This is a genomic window from Nonomuraea sp. NPDC050733, from assembly GCF_040654215.1.
Classification (GTDB): Bacteria; Actinomycetota; Actinomycetes; order Streptosporangiales; family Streptosporangiaceae; genus Nonomuraea.
On sequence record NZ_JBFAHO010000004.1, the window covers coordinates 219,992 to 238,406 of the forward strand.

Consider the following 18,415-nt stretch of genomic DNA (forward strand, 5'->3'; position numbering starts at 1 on the left):
CTGGACGCGCTGCGGCCCATGCAGCGGCTCGGCCGGCGCCTGGCCCGCGGGGGGTCATCAGAGCCGGCCCGCCGAGGGTTCGAGCGGACCGGCCCCGTCGAAGATCTCCTCGCGGGCGGCGACCGCGGACAGGTCGTCGGGCTGCAGCTCCGCCGACATCTCGGCGTGCACCGCCGTCCGGTAGCCGTCCGTCTCCCGCCGTACGTCCTCCTCGTCCCAGCCGAGCACGGGCGCGATGAGCTCCGCCACCTCGGACGCGACGGCGAGCCCCCGGTCACGCTCCTCGATGGAGATGCGGGTACGGCGCACCAGCACGTCCTCCAGGTGCAACGCGCCCTCGTGGGTGACCGCGTACACCGCCTCGGCGCGGAGGTAGTCCGCCGCCCCGGTCAGCGGCTCACCGAGCGAGGCGTCCGACTCGATCAGCTGGAGGAGGTCCTCGACGGCCGAGCCGTAGCGCCCGAGCAGGTGCTCGACGCGGGCGACGTCGATGCCGGCGCGCGCGGCCAGCCGGGTGCGGCCGTTGCGCAGCGCCTCGTACCCCTCCGCCCCCAGGAGCGGCAGCCGGTCCGTCACCGACGGCGGCACGGCCGCGTCCAGCTCCCGTACGGCCACGTCCACGGCGTCCTTGGCCATGACCCGGTAGGTGGTGTACTTCCCGCCGGCGATGACGACGAGGCCGGGCGCGGGCCGGGCGACCGTGTGCTCCCTGGACAGCTTGGCGGTGTCGGAGGCGTCCCCGGCCAGCAGCGGTCGCAGGCCCGTGTACACGCCGTCGATGTCCTCGTGCGTGAGCGGCGTGCCCAGCACCTGGTTGACGTGGTCGAGCAGGTAGTCGATGTCGGCCCGGCTGGCCACGGGACGGCCCTTGTCGAGGCTCCAGTCGGTGTCGGTGGTGCCGATGATCCAGTGCCGTCCCCACGGGATGGTGAACAGCACGCTCTTCTCCGTACGGAGGATCAGGCCGGTGTGGAGGGTGATCCGGTCGCGCGGAACGGTGATGTGGACGCCCTTCGACGCCCGCACGCGCAGGCCGTTCTCGTTGCCCGCCATCTCGGCGGTCTCGTCGGTCCAGACGCCGGTGGCGTTGATCACCTGGCGGGCGCGCACGACGATCTCGCGGTCGCTCTCCAGGTCGCGCACCCGGGCGCCGGTGACCCGTGCCCCGTCGCGCTCCAGCGCCGTCATGCGCGTCCGGGTCGAGACGGCCGCCCCGTACACGGCGGCGGTGCGTGCCAGCGTCATCGCGAACCGCGCGTCGTCGACCTGCGCGTCGTGGTACTGGACCGCTCCGACGAGCGCCTCCGGGTGCAGGGAGGGCGCGGCGGCCAGCGCGCGGCGCCGGCTCATGTGGCGGTGGCGGGGCAGGACGCGCCTGCCGTCGAGCATGTCGTAGAGGGCGATCCCCGCGCCGACGTAGAACCGCTCCCACAGCCGGTGCCGCAGCGGGAACAGGAACGGCACGGGGCGCACCAGGTGGGGCGCGAGCCTGGTCAGCAACAGACCGCGTTCCTTGAGGGCCTCCCTGACCAGCCGGAAGTCGAGCTGCTCCAGGTAGCGCAGACCGCCGTGGACGAGCTTGCTCGACCGGCTCGATGTGCCCGCCGCCCAGTCCTGGGCCTCCACGAGCGCGACGGACAGGCCACGGGACACCGCGTCGAGCGCCGCGCCGGCGCCCACGACGCCGCCGCCCACGACCAGGACGTCGAACTCGTCGTCGCCCATCCGTCGCAGCGTCTCCGCGCGGTACGCCGGTCCCAGCGGTACAGATGTCACAGTAAGGCTCCTCATCTCAGAGAATCGTGCGTGCCCGGGGCCGCGGCCCCGCATGGGCGTGCGGGACCACGGTCCGGGCGGTCGTGCGGCTCAGCCGACGTCGACCCAGTCGAGGGTGCGGGTGACGGCCTTCTTCCAGGTGGCGTAGCCCGCGTCGCGCCGCTCCTGCGACCAGGAGGGCTCCCAGCGGCGGTCTTCCTGCCAGTTCTGCTTGAGCTCGTCGGTGGACTTCCAGAAGCCCACGGCGAGCCCGGCGGCGTAGGCGGCGCCCAGCGCGGTCGTCTCCGCCACCACGGGCTTGGAGACGGGGACGCCGAGGACGTCGGCCTGGATCTGCATGCACAGGTCGTTGGCGGTGACGCCGCCGTCCACCCGCAGCACGTCGAGGGTGACGCCGGAGTCCTGGCGCATCGCCTCGACCACGTCCCGGCTCTGGTAGCAGATGGCCTCCAGGGTGGCCCGCGCGATGTGCGCGTTGTTGTTGTAGCGCGACAGACCGACGATCGCGCCGCGGGCGTCGGAGCGCCAGTACGGGGCGAACAGGCCGGAGAAGGCGGGCACGAAGAACACCCCGCCGTTGTCCTCGACCTGCCGGGCCAGGGACTCGCTCTGCGCGGCGCCCGAGATGATGCCGAGCTGGTCGCGCAGCCACTGCACGGCCGAGCCGGTCACCGCGATGGAGCCCTCCAGCGCGTACACCGGAGCCTCCTGCCCGAACTGGTAGCACACCGTGGTGAGCAGCCCGTGCTTGGAGCGGACCGGGGTGGTGCCGGTGTTGAGCAGCAGGAAGTTGCCGGTGCCGTAGGTGTTCTTGGCCTCGCCGACCCCGAAGCAGACCTGGCCCACGGTGGCGGCCTGCTGGTCGCCGAGGACGCCGCCGAGCGTGACCTCCGCGCGCAGCGGGCCGTCGGCGCGGGTGTGCCCGAACCCCTCGGCGTGGGAGGAGGGCACGATCTTCGGCAGCATCTGCCGCGGGATGCCGAAGAACGACAGCAGCTCGTCGTCCCAGTCCAGGGTCTCGAGGTTCATGAGCATGGTGCGGCTGGCGTTGGTCACGTCGGTGACGTGCCGGCCGCCGTCGATGCCGCCGGTCAGGTTCCACAGCAGCCACGTGTCGGTGTTGCCGAAGATCGCCTCCCCCGCCTCGGCGGCCTCGCGCACCCCTTCGACGTTCTCCAGGATCCACTGGATCTTGCCGCCGGAGAAGTACGTCGCGGGCGGCAGGCCCGCCTTGGTCCGGATGACGTCGCCCCTGCCGTCGCGGTCCAGCGCCGAGGCGATCCTGTCCGTGCGCGTGTCCTGCCAGACGATGGCGTTGTAGTACGGCCGGCCGGTGGCGCGGTTCCACACCACGGAGGTCTCGCGCTGGTTGGTGATGCCGAGCGCGGCCAGGTCGGAGGCCACGAGGTTCGCCTTGGTGAGCGTGGTCTCGATCACCGCCCGGGTGCGCTCCCAGATCTCCGTGGGATTGTGCTCGACCCAGCCGGCGCGCGGCAGGATCTGCTCGTGTTCTAGCTGGTGAAGGGCGATCTCGTTGCCGCTGTGATCGAAGATCATGAAGCGGGTGCTCGTCGTTCCCTGGTCGACGGCTCCGACGAAGTCCGGCATGGAATCGTGCCTCCTCAACGGGATGGGGTGGTGGTCAGGCGTTCTCGAGCGAGTCCTTCCCCGGGACCCGGCCGGGCTCGGGGCCCTCCGCGATCGGCAGGAACCGTCCCACCAGGACCTGGTAGAGGCCGGCGCCGAGCAGACCGCCGACGATGGGACCCACGATGGGCACCCAGAAGTAGAGCTGTCCGTACTGGTCTCGCCAGGCCGTGTGATACCCGGTGATGAACGACGCCAGACGTGGCCCGAGGTCACGGGCCGGGTTGATGGCGTACCCGGCGTTGGTGCCCCAGGCCATGCCGATGGCGACGACGACCAGGCCGATGATGAGAGGCGCGAGGTTGGCGAGCGGCGGGGTGCTGTGGACGTCGGTGATGGCCAGGATCAGGAACAGCAGGATCGCGGTGCCGATCACCTGGTCGCGGAAGGCGCCCCAGGTCCCGACCGGAAGCACGCCGTTGCCGGGCAGGGTGGAGAAGACGCCCTGCGTCTTGACGGTGTGGCCGGGATCGACCTTGGCCAGCACCTCGGTGTAGTTGAAGCGGACGATGAGTGCTGCCACGAACGCCCCCGCGATCTGTGCCAGCGAGAACGGCGCCACCTTCCGCCATTCGAAGCCCTTGAACACGGCCATGGCGATGGTGACGGCCGGGTTGAGGTGCGCGCCGCTGATCCGCGCCGCGACGTAGACGCCCAGGGTCACGCCGAGCCCCCAGGCCCACGCGATGCTGTCGTGGTCACCGAAACCGCCCGCGACCACCTGGGCCACCACGCCGACGCCGAACAGAATGAGGATCAGGGTGCCCGCGAACTCGGCGGCCAGCTCGCCGAGCATGCTACGGGCCTTCAACCGTTCCGCCATGTCTCCTCCTCGAAGTGCCTGGCCGCATCGCCGTCCTCGGGCAGGAACAGATGCCGCCGAAGGCATGAAGTCCGGTGAGGCGACCGCCACCTCACGGATGACTGGAAGTTAAGTGAGGAAAACCACAGCGTCAACGACATGGTGCCGACAATGTCGAACACTAGTCAGCTATGACATGCCGGATTAAGGTCTGTTGCGTGGGGCAGCGCACATCGCGCCCTGTATGAGGTGATATGTGTAAATCTTTTCTTGACCACTGCCGACATTGTCGAACGCCGGCCGCAGAGGACTAGGCTCGATGCCGTGCCTGGTCCAGTGCAGTCCATCCAGCGAGGAGCCGCGATCCTCCGCCTCCTCGCGCGCAGCTCGGGAAGACTCGGCGTGGGCGAGATCGCCACATCGCTCGGGCTGCCCCGCGGCACCGCCCACGGCCTGCTCCGCACCCTGCAACTGGTCGGCTTCGTGGAGCAGGACGGGGCGACGGGCAAGTACCAGCTCGGAGCGGCCCTGCTCCACCTCGGCACGAGCTACCTGGACGTCAACGAGCTCCGCTCACGCGCGATCAACTGGGCGGACGCGCTCGCGGCGCGGAGCTGCGAATCCGTCAAGATCGGCACCGTCCTCGACGGCCAGGTCCTCGTGGTGCACCACGTCTTCCGTCCCGACGACACCCTGCAGACCCTCGACGTCGGCTCCCTGATGCCGATGCACGCCACCGCCCTGGGAAAGGTGCTGCTGGCCTTCGACTCCGGCGCGAGCGCCGCCCTCGGCAACGGACCGCTGGAGGCGTACACCCGCCGGACCATCGTCGCCCCCCGGGATCTGGCCCGCAGCCTCGCGGGCATCCGGGAGGTCGGGTGGGCCTCCCAGGTGGAGGAGATGGCCGTCGGCGAGGCCGCCATCGCCGCCCCCATCCGCGGTCACGGCGGGCTCGTCGTCGGAGCCATCGGGATCTCGGGCGCCGTCGAACGGATATGCGACGCCAAAGGCCAGCCCAACACCGTCCTGGTGACGTTCGTGCGCGACGCCGCACGCGCGGTCTCCCGGGACCTCGGTGCCTCGCGCTGGTGACACGTAACTCATACATACCGAGGTGAACGCCATGGCCGCGCGTTACGTGATGTCCATCGACCAAGGTACGACGTCGACCCGGTGCATCATCTTCGACCAGCAGGGACGCCTGGTGTCGGTGACGCAGCGCGAGCATCGCCAGCACTTCCCGCACCCCGGATGGGTCGAGCACGACGCCGTCGAGATCTGGCGCAACCTGGAGCGCATCGCCCCGGCGGCGCTCCGGCAGGCGGGGGTCGGCCTGGACCAGCTCGCGGCCGTCGGCATCGCGAACCAGCGGGAGACCACCCTCCTGTGGGACCGGCGCACCGGCCTGCCCGTCCAGCGGGCGATCGTGTGGCAGGACACCCGGACCAACGCGCTGGTCGACGACCTGGCCGCCCGTCCCGACTCCTCGATGGTGCAGAAGCGCTGCGGCCTGCCGCTCGCCACCTACTTCTCCGCCCCGCGCGTGCGCTGGCTGCTCGACGAGACCCCCGGGCTGAGGGAGCGCGCCGAGCGGGGCGAGGTGCTGTTCGGCACCATGGAGACCTGGCTCATCTGGAACCTCACCGGCGGTTCCGACGGCGGCCTGCACCTCACCGACGTCACCAACGCCAGCCGCACCCTGCTGATGGACCTGACCACGCTGGAGTGGGACGACGACCTGCTCGACTTCTTCGGTATCCCGCGCGCCATGCTGCCGCAGATCCGGCCCTCGACCGAGACGTACGGGGTGGCCAGCCGCGTCCTGCCCGGCGTCCGCATCGGCGCCGCGCTGGGCGACCAGCAGGCGGCGCTGTTCGGCCAGACCTGCTTCGCGCCCGGCGAGGCGAAGTGCACCTACGGCACCGGCGGCTTCCTGCTGCTCAACACCGGTGACGAGCCGGTCCGCTCCACCCACGGCCTGCTCACGACCGTCGGCTACCAGGTCGGGGCCGAGCCGGCGGTGTACGCCCTGGAGGCGCCGATCGCCGTCACCGGTGCGCTGGTGCAGTGGTTCCGCGACGGCCTCGGCCTGATCAACAGCGCTCCGGAGATCGAGACGCTGGCCAAGACGGTGGACGACAACGGCGGGTGCTACATCGTGCCCGCGTTCGCCGGGCTGTTCGCCCCGCACTGGCGGAGCGAGGCCCGCGGCGTCATCGTCGGCCTCACGTCCTACATCACCAAGGGCCACCTCGCGCGGGCGGTCCTGGAGGCCACCGCCTGGCAGACCCGCGAGGTCGTCGACGCCATGAACGCCGACTCCGGGCTCGACCTGCGCGTTCTCAAGGTCGATGGCGGCATGACCGCCGACAACCTGCTCATGCAGTGCATCGCCGACGTGTTGGACGTCCCGGTCGTCCGCCCCATGGTGGCCGAGACCGTCTCACTCGGGGCCGCGTACGCCGCCGGACTGGCCGTCGGCTACTGGCCGGACCTGGAGGGCCTGCGCCGCAACTGGCACCGCGCCGCCCAGTGGCAGCCGGCCATGGACCCGAAGCGCCGCGACGAGGAGTACGACAACTGGCGCCGGGCCGTGGAGCGGACGTTCGGCTGGATGCGCCCGCACCACTGAGGCCCGGTCACTCCGCGGCCGTCTCCCGCAACGGTCACCCGGTGGCCGCCTCCTGGAGCGGGAAGTGGCAGGCGGCCGCGTGCAGCGGCTCGCCCGGGGACGGCTCCAGCGGCGGCACGTCCTGGGCGCAGACGTCCTCCGCCTTCCAGCAGCGGGTCCGGAACCGGCACCCCGACGGCGGGTCGAGCGGGGAGGGCACCTCGCCCTTGAGCAGGATGCGCTCCCGCCGCGCCCCCTGGCTGACGTCGAGCACCGGCGCCGCGGACATCAGCGCGGCGGTGTAGGGATGGCGGGGCCGGTCGAAGACCTGCTCCGTCGGGCCGGTCTCGACGATCTTGCCGAGGTACATGACCGTGACGCGGTCCGCGACGTGGCGCACCACGGACAGGTCGTGGGAGATGAAGACGTACGACACCCCGAGCCGGGCCTGGAGGTCGGTGAGGAGGTTGAGCACCTGCGCCTGGACCGACAGGTCCAGCGCCGACACCGGCTCGTCGCACACGATGACGTCCGGTTCGAGCGCCAGCGCGCGGGCTATCCCGAGTCGCTGACGCTGGCCGCCGGAGAACTCCTGCGGATAACGGCGGGCGTCGCTCGCGCGCAGCCCCACCATGTCGAGGAGCTCGGCCACCCGCTTGCCGCGATCCTTCACCGGCACCAGGTCACGGTGCGTGCGCCACGGCTCGCCGACGATGTCCTCGGCGCACAGCCGGGCGTTGAGCGATGCGAACGGATCCTGGAACACCATCTGCACCCGGCGCCGCCACTTCAGCAGCTCCTTGCCGCGCAGCGCGAACGGGTCCACTCCCTCGAACCGGACGGTGCCCTGGTCGGGGCGTTCCAGCATGAGCAGCACCCGGGCGAGGGTCGACTTGCCGCAGCCGGACTCCCCGACCAGGCCCAGCGTCTCGCCGTGTCCGAGCCGCAGGTCGACCCCGTCGAGCGCGCGCAGCCGGTTACGGCCGGAGGCGCCGCGGGCCACGTGGAAGGACTTGCTGACCCCTGTCACCTCCAGCAGGGGAACGGCCGTCTCCTTCGCCGCGAGGGTGGGCGTGGCGGGCTCAGTCATCGGTCAGCTCCCTCCAGTGGTGGCACGCGGACAGGCGGCCGGGGCCGGTCTCGACGAGGACCGGGCGCTGCTCCGCGCACACGTCGCCGGCCAGCGGGCAGCGCGCGCGGAAGGCGCAGCCCGAGGGCACCGAGTGCAGGTCGGGTGGGCTGCCCGGGATGGACTTCAGGGTGGTGCCGCGCGCCACCTCGGCCGGCACCGAGTCCAGCAGCCCGCGGGTGTAGGGGTGGCGGGGGCGGGAGAAGACGTCCGCCACCCGGCCGGTCTCGACGACGGCGCCCGCGTACATGACGGCCACGTGGTCGGCCTGCTCGGCCACCACCGCGAGGTCATGGGTGATCAGGATCAGCGCCGTCTGCTGCTCGGTGCGCAGCTCGCGCAGCAGCTCCATGATCTGGGCCTGCACGGTGACGTCGAGGGCGGTGGTGGGCTCGTCGGCCAGCAGCACCTTGGGGTGGAGGGCCACCGCCAGCGCGATGAGCAGCCGCTGGCGCATGCCGCCGGAGAACTGGTGCGGATAGGCGCTCACCCGGGCGCCCGGCTCGGGGATGCCGACCCGTTCCATCAGCTCGACGGCCCGCTGCCGCGCCGCGCGGCGCGACAGGCCCTGGTGGATCCGGAACGGCTCGGCGAGCTGGGCGCCGACCGTCTGCACGGGGTTCAGCGCGGTCAGCGCGTCCTGGAACACGATGGACAGGCCGGGACCGGCCAGCTTGCGGCGCTGTGCCGGCGACAGGGTGAGGATGTCGGTCCCGTCCAGGCGCACGGCGCCGCCGGCGACGTGCGCCACCGGGTCGAGGAGGCCGACGATGGCCTGTGCCGTCATGCTCTTGCCGCAGCCCGACTCGCCCAGGAGCGCCAGCGTCTCACCGGAGCGGACGGAGAAGCTGACCTCGCGCACGGCGCGGACCGTCCCGGCGGGGGTCCTGATGTCGACAGCCAGCTCGTCGACCTCCAGCACCGGCCGTCCCGGCTCCGCGACGGCGGTCGCCGTGCCGTTCGACTCGCTCACGCCCGCACCTCCTTGATCTTGCGCCGGGAGCGGGGCAGGGTGAGCCGCCACCGCTGTCCGGGGTCCATGGCCAGCCGCGCCCACGACGCGAGGACGGTCGCCGAGACGGTGGTCACCACGATGGCGAGACCCGGGAAGACGGCGATCCACCAGGCGCTCTGGAGGACCTGCCGGCCCTGGGCGACCATCAGGCCCCAGCTCATGTCCGGCGGCTGGATGCCGATGCCCAGGAAGCTCAGCGACGATTCGGTCAGCATCACGAAACAGAAGTCCAGGGTCGCGACGGTGAACAGGGTCGGCAGCACGGTCGGCGCCACGTGCCGGCCGATGATGGCCCAGCTGCCGGTGCCGAAGGTCCGCGCCGCGTCGACGAACAGCCTGCTCTGGAGCTCGGCCGACTCCGCCCGCGCGGCCCGCAGGTAGATCGGGATCCGGGCGACGGCCAGGACCAGGACGATGTTCATGGCACTGGGCGAGAAGACGTACAGCACGACCACGGCCAGCAGCAGCGAGGGGAAGCTGAGGATGACGTCGGCGATCCGCATGGAGACGTTCTCGCGCCGGCCGCGGTGGTAGCCGGCCCACATGCCCCAGACCGACCCGATGACCAGCGAGATCAGCACGGCCGGGACCGAGACGGAGAGCGTCGTGCGGCTGGCCACGATGAGCCGGGCCAGTACGCTGCGCCCGAGCGAGTCGCTGCCGAGCAGGAGCGCCCAGCCGTCGTCGAGGCTGAAGGGCGGCCGGTTGACCGCCCGCAGGTTCTGCCGGGTGGCCAGGTCGCCGAGCAGGATCGGCCCGATGATGGCGCAGGCGGCGACGACCAGCAGGATCACCACCGCCAGGCAGGCGAACCGGTCCCGCAGCAGCAGCCGCCACCAGGTGACCCGCCGGACGGCGGCGGGCCCCGCGGCGGGGGTCTCGGCGGGCCGCTCCGGCCCGGCCTGAGTCGTGGACATGAGGTCTCCGTTGGTCATGTCGTCACGCCCTGGCGGACACGGGAGTCCAGGATCGCGTAGCAGGCGTCGATGACGATGTTGAGCGCGAAGATCGTGAGCGCGGTCACCAGGACCGCGGCCTGCAGCACCGCGAAGTCACGCTGCAGGATCGAGGTGATCATCAGCTTGCCGATGCCCGGCCAGCCGAAGATCGTCTCGACGACCACGGCCCCGTTGACCAGCCCGACCGTGAGGTCTCCGGCCACGGTCAGCGCCGGAGGGGCGGCGTTGCGCAGCGCGTGGCCGAACACCACCCGGATCTCGCCCGCGCCCTTGCTCCGCGCCACCTTGATGTACGGCGCGGACAGCGCGGTGACCATCGCCCCCCGCACCACCTGCACGAGCACGCCGAACGGCCGGATCAGCAGGGTGAGCACGGGCAGCACCCACGCCGCCGCGCCCTCCGTGCCCGAGGTGGGCAGCCAGCCGAGGGCCACGGCGAAGACCAGGACGCCCATGATGGCGAACCAGAAGTCCGGCATGCTCGCCGCGGTGGTCGAGGTGAAGCTGGCGACCCGGTCCGCGACGGAGTTGGGACGGTAGGCCGCCCAGCTCCCGACGACGACGGCGCCCAGGATCGCCAGGATCATGGTCGCCCCCGCGAGCTGCAGCGTCGCCGGGAACGCCCGTAGCACGGCCTCGGCAGCCGGCTGCGCGGTCCGCAGCGACTCGCCGAAGTCCAGCCGTACGACCTGGCCCAGGTACTCGCCGAACTGGACGAGCAGCGGCTGGTCGAACCCGTGCCGGGCGGAGAACTCGGCCCGCATCTCCGGGGTGGCGCTGAGCGGCAGGTAGAGGTTCGCCGGGTCACCGGTGAGACGTGCCAGGCAGAACACCCCGAGGACCACGATGACCAGCGGGATCGCGCTGGAGACGATGCGACGCCGCAGGAAGGTCAGCACACGCGTTCCTCTCAGCCGGCCGGGTGCATGTCGGCGAGGCGCATCTCGTCGTTCGTGGCCGCGTTGGGCTTGTAGGAGACCTTGGGCGACAGGGCGAGGATGCCGGTCATGTGCGCCATGACCGCGTCCCGCACGACGTCCTTGTTCTGGTACTCCAGCGCCTTGGCGAACGCCGCCTGGCGCTCCTCCCCGGAGGCCTGCTCGGCGGCGTTGATCAGGTCGTCCAGCTCGGCGGTGCCGTAGCTGCTCTGGGCGCCCTTGCTGCCGTAGATCTGGCCCATCGTGAAGGCCGCGTCACCGGCCTGGTTGCCGTGCTGCGCCTGGAGCAGGGTGGGACCGGGGTCCTTGGGGAACGGGCGCAGCAGGTACTCCAGCCAGGCGTTCACGTCGAGCATCTCGATCTTCACCGAGAGCCCGGCCTCGATCAGCGAGTTCTGCACGACCTCCATCGCCTCGGCGGCCTTGGGGTAGATCCCGTTCCGGCCAATGATCTTGATGGGGGTGTCCGTGGGGACGCCGGCCGCCTTGGCCTCCGCGATCAGCTTCTTGGCCTGCGCCATGTCGTACGGCCACGGCTGGATGGCCGTGCTGTGACCGGTCACCCCTTCGGGGACGAGCTGCCCCGCCGGCTTGCCCAGCCCGGCGAAGACCGAGGCGACGAGGCCGCTCTTGTCGATGGCGTAGTTGATCGCCTGGCGCACGCGGATGTCGTTCAGCGGCGGCCTGGTGGCGTCGATGCGCAGGTAGGAGGTCTCGTTGTTGGGGAACTGCACGGCCGAGTCGCCGGCGCCGTCCTCCGGGGCGAGGCCGATGGCCACGTCCGCCTCGTCGCTCTTGACCATGGCCGCGCGGATGCTGCCCTCGGTACGCCAGACGTACTCCGCGGCGGCGAACTCGGGCGCCTTGCCCCAGTAGCCGGCGAACCGCTCCAGGCGGAGGCTGCGGCCGGTGTCCCACTTCGCGAGCTTGAACGGGCCGGTGCCGACGGGCTCGCGAACCTTGCCGGTGGTGCTCGTGGTGGTCGGCACGACCTCGACGAACGACAGCCGCAGCGGCAGGATCGGGTCGGGCTTGGCCGTCTTCACCTTGAGGGTCGCGTCGTCCACGGCCGTGGCCGTGAGCTTGATGCCGCCGAAGACGTAGCCGTTCACGTTGCAGTCGATCTTGGAGCCGAGGGTGCGGTCGATGGAGAAGGCCGCCGCCTTGGCGTCGAACGCGGTGCCGTCGTGGAACTTCACGCCCTTGCGCAGGGTGAAGGTCCACTCGGTCGGCGAGTCCTGCTTCCACTCCGTGGCCAGCGCCGGCTGGAGCGCCCCGGTGCCGGGGTCGCGCTCGGTGAGCGCCTCGGTGATGTTGGCCCGGGTGACGCGCCCGGTCGCGGTGAGGGAGGCGTCACACGGCTCCAGCGTCGGTGGCTCCTCGGGCAGCACGATGCGGACGGTGGCCGCCGCCGCTCCGGACGAGGGCTCCGGGCCGCTGTTCGCGACCGAGCAGGCGCCGGCCGACAGGATCGTGCCCAGGGCCAGGAGGGCTGAGGCCGCCTGACGGCGGTGAGGGGTGTTGAACACGCGCGGTGTTGTGGTCATGGTTCCTCCGAAAACGCCTGCTGCCGGTACCGGGCAGGCGACGTGCTATGCGACGGGCGTCGCGCTGAGGGCGGCGAGGCCGCGGTCGATGATGCGGGCGAGCTGCTCGCGGTGCTGCGGGGAGACCTGGGCCAGCGGCGCGCGGACGGGTCCCGCGGAGCGGCCGCGGATCTCCAGCCCGGCCTTGACCAGGGAGACGGCGTAGCCGGGAGTGGTCTGGCGCAGCTCGGCGAGCGGGGCGTAGAACTCGCGCAGCAGGAGGTCCTGGGTCGCCTCGTCGCCGTTCTCGAACGCCTGGAAGAAGGCGACGGCTACCTCCGGGAGGAACGCCAGCACCGCCGAGGAGTAGGCGCGGGCGCCGAGACCGACGTAGGAGCGGGCGAAGACCTCGGCGGTCGGCATGCCGTTGAGCAGGGGGAGCCGTCCGCCGGTGGCGACCTGGATGAGCTGGAGCAGCTCCATGTCGCCGTGCCCGTCTTTCAGCGCGACGATGTTGTCCACCTCGGCGAGCTCGGCCACCGCCTCGGGCGAGAAGATCGCGGTGCCGCGCTGGTAGAGGATCACGTCCAGGTCCGTGGCGGCGGCCACCTCGCGGTAGTGCGACACGAGCCCGGCCGGCGGCCCGACCTGGAGGTACGGCGGAAGCGCGAGCACGCCGTCGGCCCCGGCGTCCTGCGCGGCACGGGCGAACTCCGCGGCCGTCCGGGTGCCGCCGCCGACGCCGGCGAGCACGGGGGTGGCGCCGGCGACATGCTCGACGGCCGCGCTGACCACCGCCTGGTGCTCGGTGGCGGTCAGGGACGCCAGCTCACCGGTCCCGCAGGCGACGAAGACCGCACCCGGCTTCGCGGCGAGCACGTCGGTGAGGTGGGATCGGAAACGGGACAGGTCCACGTCCCCCGACTCCGTGAACGGAGTGACGGGGAAGGCGAGCAGACCGGTCAGCGTGGCGGCGACTCGCGGGACGGAGGGGGACATCAACGGCTACCTCTTGTCTACATATGGAGACAGCATCTATATTTGTAGCCGAGACATTAAGTTGGTGTTTCCACAAACGTCAAGAGGGGTGTAGATGGGGATCATGTCCCCCAATGCATCGACCGGCCCCACCGAGACCAGCGGAGGCGTCCGCAGCGTCAAATCGGCCGAGCGGACCATCGCCGTGCTCGAATACCTCAGCTCCGCCAAGGAGGCGTGCTCGCTGCGCGACGTGTCCACCGCCCTGGACATGCCCCGGGCCAGCGGTTACGCGCTCCTCGCCACTTTGGTCAACACGGGATGGGTGGAGACCGACGGCGTCGGCCGTTACCAGATCGGCATCCGCGCGCTGCGCGCCGGGGCGGCGTACGTCGAGCGGGACGACGTCGTCCAGCGGGCGCAGCCGGTGATGAACGAGCTGAACGCCGAGCTCGACGAGACCGTGCACCTGGCACGCCTCGACGGATCCGAGGTCGTCTACCTGGCCACCAACATCTCCCGGCACTCCCTGGCCGTCGTCTCGCGGCCCGGCCGGCGGCTGCCGTCATGGGCGACCGGCCTCGGCAAGGCCATCCTCGCCGAGCGTCCCTGGGAGGAGGTGGACGAGCTCCTGCCGGAGACCCTGGAGCCGCGCACCACTCACACGATCACCGACCGGGCGGTGCTGTGCGGCGAGCTGGAGGAGATCCGGCGCCGTGGCCACGCCGTGGACGAGCAGGAGTCCACCATCGGGCTGCGCTGCTTCGCCGTCGCGCTGCACTTCGGCTCCGCCGTCCCGAACGAGGCCCTGAGCTGCTCCATCCCCCTCGTCCGCCTCAGCCCGGAGCGGGAGGAAGTGATCGTGGCCTCCCTGCTCCGCGCCCGGACGCGCATCACCCGCTGATCGTCGCCGGCGGCGCATCCGCTGAGCGGCGCCTCCGGGCCGGTGGGGGCGGATCCAGCCGGTCCCGGAGGCGATGCGGACCTAGTCGACCGCGGTGAGTCCTTCGGCGATCTTCTTCAGCTCGCGGTTGACGGCCTCGGGGCCGTCGAACTTCTTGACGTACACGGGACTGAACGCGATCCTGGCCCGCAGCCGCTCGCCCATGTTCAGGAAGAGCGTGGGGGTGCCCTTCATGCCGTCCTCGCCGACCCCCTCGACGACCGCGTAGCCCGTCCGGTCGCCGACGGTGACCTCCTCGCCCTCACCCTCGTCACGGTGCGCCTGCACGCTGTCGTCGACCTCCTGGACGGCCTGGTTCTCGTACACGTAGATCTTGACGCAGTAGAAGCCGCGCTTGTCGCCGTCGTAGTTCCACGAGGTCGTGTACGCGTCGCCGAAGTCGGCGGACCAGTGCGACCACCGCAGGCCGTCGGGCAGGTACCCCACCTTGACCCGCCCGAACGCCTTCCCGTCGCCCAGGTCACCGAGGCTCGGGGGATCGGACGGCATGGGCGGGGTCTCGTCGATGGCGGGCTCGGCCGGTGCCTCCGAGACCGCGGTCGTTTCGACGACGGCGGGCGCCTGCGTGGCGCCCGGGGCCACCGTCAGGTAGAGGGGCGCCGCCGCGGCGACGGCCAGCGACGTGGCCACGGCCGCGATCCTGCCCCGTCCCCTTCTTCGCCGGGAGGACCGCATGACCCGCCAGGCCAGGTCCGGCGCGGCGTGCAGTCTCGCGGTCTCGGCCGCCATGATCTGGCGAAGCTGGTCCTCAAGCGTGGGCATTGCGGATCACTCCTTCCATGGATTCCTCGCCGAGCGCCGTACGGAGCTTGGCCATCGCCTTCGACGCCTGACTCTTGACCGTGCCGACCGAGCAGCCGAGCACCTCCGCGGTCTGCGCCTCGCTGAGGTCCTCCCAGTAGCGCAGGACGACCACCGCGCGCTGCCGGGGAGGCAGGTCGCGCAGCGCGTCCATGAGCACGTGGCGCAGGTCGACGTCGGTCGAGCGCGCCGGCGCCTCCGGCAGGACGCGCGTCGGGATGATGTTCAGGATCTTCCGGCGGCGGGCCCGGCTGATGGCGGTGTTGACGATGACGCGGCGTACATAGGGCTCGGGGCTGTCCTTCTGTATTCGCTCCCAGTTCCTGTAGGTGCGCTCCAGCGCCGTCTGCAGCAGGTCCTCTGCTTCCGCCTCGTTCCCGCAGGCGAGATAGGCGACCCGCAGCAGGCTCGTGGCCCTCGCTGCCACGAAGTCGCCGAAACTGTGCTCCGCGCCGCTCACGGCTGTCTGTCCGGTTTCACGCCTCCTTATACGCCTCGGTGGCCCCGACCGTTGCCCGGTGCCGCGGGCAACCTCCGAGAGGGCCCAGGCGTATTGATGGTCGTCACTTCTGACCTCTGGAGGAACACATGAAGTTCGCGAGCGCACCGGTCCGGCCGCTGATCGCTCTCGGGGCCGGCCTGGCCGCGGTGGGCGCCGCCGCTCTGCTGGGCCTGCCGAGCCTCGCAAAGGCACCGGAGATGCGCTTCACGGCCGCCACCTCGGCTCCCCCCGGAGGGACTTACTGGCACACGAAGGTGCTGTGGAAGGAGACCCATCCCCGCCAACTGGGCAGCGGAAAGAACCGCTATTGGGTGGTGGAGCAGCTGCTCGCCGAAGAATGGAGCACGCCCGACGGCAGATCCTGGCTGGGATCCAGGAATCCGGGGACGTACCCGAAGGGCGCGGCGGACCGGAAGGCGTGGCGCCGCGACGGCTCGCCGGCCAGGTGGACCCGCGCGGCCGACGGCCAGACCGTGTCGCTGTCCACCCAACCGGACAAGGGCCACGTCAGCCCTGTACGGGGAGACAACACCTTCTCCCTGGCCGGGCAGAAGCTGACGTACGACGAGGTCCAGCGACTGCCCGCGAACCCGGACAGGTTGAAGTCCTGGCTCGCCGGTGCCGCACGAGTCTCACGGGAGATGAACGTGGACATGTCCGTCACCGAGGCGCTGCCCGAGCTGCTCTATCTGCTTCCTGCGCCCAAGGAGGTCCGCGCCGCGGCCTATCAGGCCCTGTTGACGATGCCCAGCGTCAAATCCGGGGGCAAGGCGACGGACGGCGTGGGCAGAGCCGGCGCGGCCCTCTCGATCGCCTACCCGGCCACCGGCGAGAAGGGCAAGGCCATGGGGCTCAGAGTCGACCTGATCGTCGACACCGGCACGATGCTGATGCTGTCGAAGGGCCAGACGACTCTGCTCGACGACAAGCCGTTCCTGGACAAGACCAGCACCGAGACCGTGCTCGAGGCGGGCTGGACCGACGCGGGGCCGGCCGTGCCCACCCTGCCGTAACCCGCCGGGGAGAAGCGGAGGGCCTGCCCCTTGAGCCCGGCGACGCTGTTGCGGCGGTAGCCGAGCTTCTCGATGGCGGCCTCGACCCGGGCGCGGGTCTCCGGCCGGACGGAGGGGTGGTCGTTGAGGACGCGGGATACGGTGACGTGTGACACGCCTGCCTCGCGTGCCACGTCCACCATGCCTGGTGCCTGGTTCATGTCCTTCGTTTCCAACCTCGGACCGGCGCCGTCCGCGGGCCGCGGCGAGCGGTCGATCACGCGCGGCTCCGGGATCGGACGGTGAGGTGAGCGGGTCAGACGGTGGCCGTGCCTAGCGCGGCCGTCCATGTGGCGGCGGCCGCGATCAGGCCCCGCCAGGTGCGCAGGGTCCTGGGCGACATGCCGACGGCGAGCGCCGCGGTCAGCCGGTCGTGCCTGCGGTAGGCGATCAGGAAGCGCCGCTGCGCGAGGTCGCCGTCCACGACCACCGCCTCGTCGTGACCGCGCAGGTGCCCGTACGCCTGGATCTTCATCCCGTACTGGTCGGACCAGAAGTACGGGACCGGGGCGAACGGCCGCCTGGAGTCCGGGTCGAGCAGGTTGCGGGCCACGGCCATGCCCTGCTCGGCGGCGTTGGTCCGGTGCTCGACGCGCATGGTCGTACCGAACAGCGGGTTGTGCCAGCGCGCCACGTCCCCGACCCCGTAGACGCCGGGTGCGGCGGCGCTGAACTCGTCGCACACCAGACCGTCGGCCACGGTCAGGCCGCTGCTGTGCAGCCATTCGGTGTTGGGCGCCGAGCCGACGGCCACCAGCACGTCGTCGGCGGGCAGGACCGTGTCGTCGGCCAGCCGTACGCCGGTGACCGAGCCTCCGGAGCCGGTGATCTCGCGAACGGCGGCGTTCGTGCGCAGATCGACGCCGTGCTCGCGGTGCGTGTCGGCCAGGAAGCGGCCGGCCTGCTCGCCGATCGCCTGCGCCAGCGGGAGCGGGCCCGCTTCCAGCATCGTCACCTCCACGCCCAGGCCACGGGCGACGGCGGCCACCTCGGCGCCGATGAACCCGGCGCCGACGATCACCAGCCGCCGCCCCGGAAGCAGCCGCGCCTTCAGCGCCAGGGCGTCCTCCAGCGTGCGCAGCGTGTGGACCCCCGCCACGCCCTCGCTCCCCGGCAGGCGACGCGGGCGGACACCGGTCGCCACCACCAGCCCTTCGTACGGCACGCGCGTCCCGTCGGCGAGTGCCACCGCCCGCCCGGCCAGGTCCAGCCCGCTCGCGGCCACGCCCAGGCGCAGGTCCAGGTCGAGGCCGTGGATGTCGGCCTCGGGCCGCAGCGGCAGCCGGCCGGGCTCCCACACGCCGGTCAGGATCTGCTTCGACAGCGGCGGGCGGTCGTAGGGCAGGTGCGGCTCCTCGCCGACGAGCGTGAGGACGCCCTGGTAGCCCGCCCGGCGCAGCGCCTCGGCGCCGGCCAGCCCGCCCGCGGACGCTCCGACGATGACGATCCGGTTCACGACTCGACCACGTGGATGGCCGCGGCCGGGCAGACCATGGCCGACTCGCGGACGGCGTCGTGCAGCTCGGGCGCGGGCGCGTCCTCCAGCAGCACGACGACGCCGTCCTCCTCACGCTGGTCGAACACCTCGGGCGCGATCATCACGCACTGCCCCGCGGCCACGCATTTCGGGGCGTCGACCGTCACCTTCATCGGGTCCTCCTCCGTTCAAGAGCATCGCGGTGGGGAGGACTCCGGTAATGAGAGTCAACTCCCAA

At 71.4% G+C, this 18,415-nt stretch carries 17 protein-coding genes and 1 pseudogene; 4 read left to right on the plus strand and 14 right to left on the minus strand.

What is annotated here, in order from left to right; all coding sequences use genetic code 11:
• Window positions 1–57: 57 nt before the first annotated feature.
• The 3 genes from AB0H64_RS10650 to AB0H64_RS10660 all read right to left on the minus strand — a co-directional run bounded on the left by AB0H64_RS10650 (window position 58) and on the right by AB0H64_RS10660 (window position 4,246).
• Window positions 58–1,725 carry a glycerol-3-phosphate dehydrogenase/oxidase gene (locus AB0H64_RS10650; RefSeq protein ID WP_357622977.1) on the minus strand — a complete coding sequence of 556 codons (1,668 nt, stop codon included), beginning with the start codon at window positions 1,723–1,725 and terminating at the stop codon, window positions 58–60.
• 141 nt (window positions 1,726–1,866) lie between these two features.
• Window positions 1,867–3,384 carry a glycerol kinase GlpK gene (gene glpK, locus AB0H64_RS10655; protein ID WP_357622603.1) on the minus strand — a complete coding sequence of 506 codons (1,518 nt, stop codon included), beginning with the start codon at window positions 3,382–3,384 and terminating at the stop codon, window positions 1,867–1,869.
• Between the two features lie 34 nt (window positions 3,385–3,418).
• The gene (locus AB0H64_RS10660; RefSeq protein WP_357622604.1) at window positions 3,419–4,246 is read right to left on the minus strand and encodes an MIP/aquaporin family protein; all 828 of its coding nucleotides are present in this window, start codon (window positions 4,244–4,246) and stop codon (window positions 3,419–3,421) included.
• 303 nt (window positions 4,247–4,549) lie between these two features.
• Between AB0H64_RS10660 and AB0H64_RS10665 the strand changes: the two genes are divergently transcribed.
• Entirely contained in the window at window positions 4,550–5,317 is a 768-nt protein-coding gene (locus AB0H64_RS10665) for an IclR family transcriptional regulator (protein ID WP_310707925.1), read from the plus strand.
• A gap of 31 nt (window positions 5,318–5,348) precedes the next feature.
• The gene (gene glpK / locus AB0H64_RS10670) at window positions 5,349–6,857 is read left to right on the plus strand and encodes a glycerol kinase GlpK (protein WP_357622606.1); all 1,509 of its coding nucleotides are present in this window, start codon (window positions 5,349–5,351) and stop codon (window positions 6,855–6,857) included.
• Between the two features lie 34 nt (window positions 6,858–6,891).
• On the opposite strand, the gene AB0H64_RS10675 is transcribed toward glpK (AB0H64_RS10670), so the two are convergent.
• From AB0H64_RS10675 to AB0H64_RS10700, 6 genes are read right to left on the minus strand one after another with little or no spacing between them, the layout of a single operon-like run.
• Window positions 6,892–7,926: an oligopeptide/dipeptide ABC transporter ATP-binding protein gene (locus tag AB0H64_RS10675; protein WP_357622608.1), complete on the minus strand. Its 1,035-nt coding sequence runs from the start codon at window positions 7,924–7,926 to the stop codon at window positions 6,892–6,894.
• Window positions 7,919–8,938: an ABC transporter ATP-binding protein gene (locus AB0H64_RS10680; protein ID WP_357622610.1), complete on the minus strand. Its 1,020-nt coding sequence runs from the start codon at window positions 8,936–8,938 to the stop codon at window positions 7,919–7,921. The genes AB0H64_RS10675 and AB0H64_RS10680 overlap by 8 nt, the downstream gene beginning before the upstream one ends.
• Window positions 8,935–9,897: an ABC transporter permease gene (locus AB0H64_RS10685; RefSeq protein ID WP_357622612.1), complete on the minus strand. Its 963-nt coding sequence runs from the start codon at window positions 9,895–9,897 to the stop codon at window positions 8,935–8,937. The genes AB0H64_RS10680 and AB0H64_RS10685 overlap by 4 nt, the downstream gene beginning before the upstream one ends.
• A 14-nt stretch (window positions 9,898–9,911) precedes the next feature.
• On the minus strand, window positions 9,912–10,838 hold the full coding sequence (locus tag AB0H64_RS10690) for an ABC transporter permease (RefSeq protein WP_355438463.1): 927 nt from the start codon (window positions 10,836–10,838) through the stop codon (window positions 9,912–9,914).
• 11 nt (window positions 10,839–10,849) lie between these two features.
• The gene (locus tag AB0H64_RS10695; protein WP_357622614.1) at window positions 10,850–12,424 is read right to left on the minus strand and encodes an ABC transporter substrate-binding protein; all 1,575 of its coding nucleotides are present in this window, start codon (window positions 12,422–12,424) and stop codon (window positions 10,850–10,852) included.
• 45 nt (window positions 12,425–12,469) lie between these two features.
• The gene (locus tag AB0H64_RS10700; protein WP_357622616.1) at window positions 12,470–13,402 is read right to left on the minus strand and encodes a 5-dehydro-4-deoxyglucarate dehydratase; all 933 of its coding nucleotides are present in this window, start codon (window positions 13,400–13,402) and stop codon (window positions 12,470–12,472) included.
• A 103-nt stretch (window positions 13,403–13,505) separates the two neighbouring features.
• Between AB0H64_RS10700 and AB0H64_RS10705 the strand changes: the two genes are divergently transcribed.
• Window positions 13,506–14,285: an IclR family transcriptional regulator gene (locus AB0H64_RS10705; RefSeq protein ID WP_357622618.1), complete on the plus strand. Its 780-nt coding sequence runs from the start codon at window positions 13,506–13,508 to the stop codon at window positions 14,283–14,285.
• A gap of 81 nt (window positions 14,286–14,366) precedes the next feature.
• Here AB0H64_RS10705 and AB0H64_RS10710 read toward each other — a convergent pair whose 3' ends face one another.
• Together AB0H64_RS10710 and AB0H64_RS10715 are read right to left on the minus strand one after the other, a co-directional pair.
• Window positions 14,367–15,107 carry a hypothetical protein gene (locus AB0H64_RS10710; protein WP_357622620.1) on the minus strand — a complete coding sequence of 247 codons (741 nt, stop codon included), beginning with the start codon at window positions 15,105–15,107 and terminating at the stop codon, window positions 14,367–14,369.
• Entirely contained in the window at window positions 15,094–15,606 is a 513-nt protein-coding gene (locus tag AB0H64_RS10715) for a SigE family RNA polymerase sigma factor (protein ID WP_357622621.1), read from the minus strand. Before AB0H64_RS10715 ends, AB0H64_RS10710 begins: the two co-directional genes overlap by 14 nt.
• Before the next feature lie 128 nt (window positions 15,607–15,734).
• Here AB0H64_RS10715 and AB0H64_RS10720 point away from each other — a divergent pair, with 128 nt between their 5' ends.
• Complete coding sequence (locus AB0H64_RS10720; RefSeq protein ID WP_357622622.1) at window positions 15,735–16,661, plus strand: hypothetical protein; 927 nt, start codon at window positions 15,735–15,737, stop codon at window positions 16,659–16,661.
• Between the two features lie 38 nt (window positions 16,662–16,699).
• On the opposite strand, the pseudogene AB0H64_RS10725 reads toward AB0H64_RS10720, so the two are convergent.
• From AB0H64_RS10725 to AB0H64_RS10735, 3 genes and pseudogenes are all read right to left on the minus strand, one after another.
• A pseudogene (locus tag AB0H64_RS10725) lies at window positions 16,700–16,861 on the minus strand (LacI family DNA-binding transcriptional regulator); the annotation flags it as partial.
• A 95-nt stretch (window positions 16,862–16,956) separates the two neighbouring features.
• The gene (locus AB0H64_RS10730) at window positions 16,957–18,156 is read right to left on the minus strand and encodes an FAD-dependent oxidoreductase (protein ID WP_357622624.1); all 1,200 of its coding nucleotides are present in this window, start codon (window positions 18,154–18,156) and stop codon (window positions 16,957–16,959) included.
• Window positions 18,153–18,350, minus strand: a complete 198-nt coding sequence (locus AB0H64_RS10735; RefSeq protein ID WP_357622625.1) for a ferredoxin — start codon at window positions 18,348–18,350, stop codon at window positions 18,153–18,155. Before AB0H64_RS10735 ends, AB0H64_RS10730 begins: the two co-directional genes overlap by 4 nt.
• Between the last annotated feature and the right edge of the window lie 65 nt (window positions 18,351–18,415).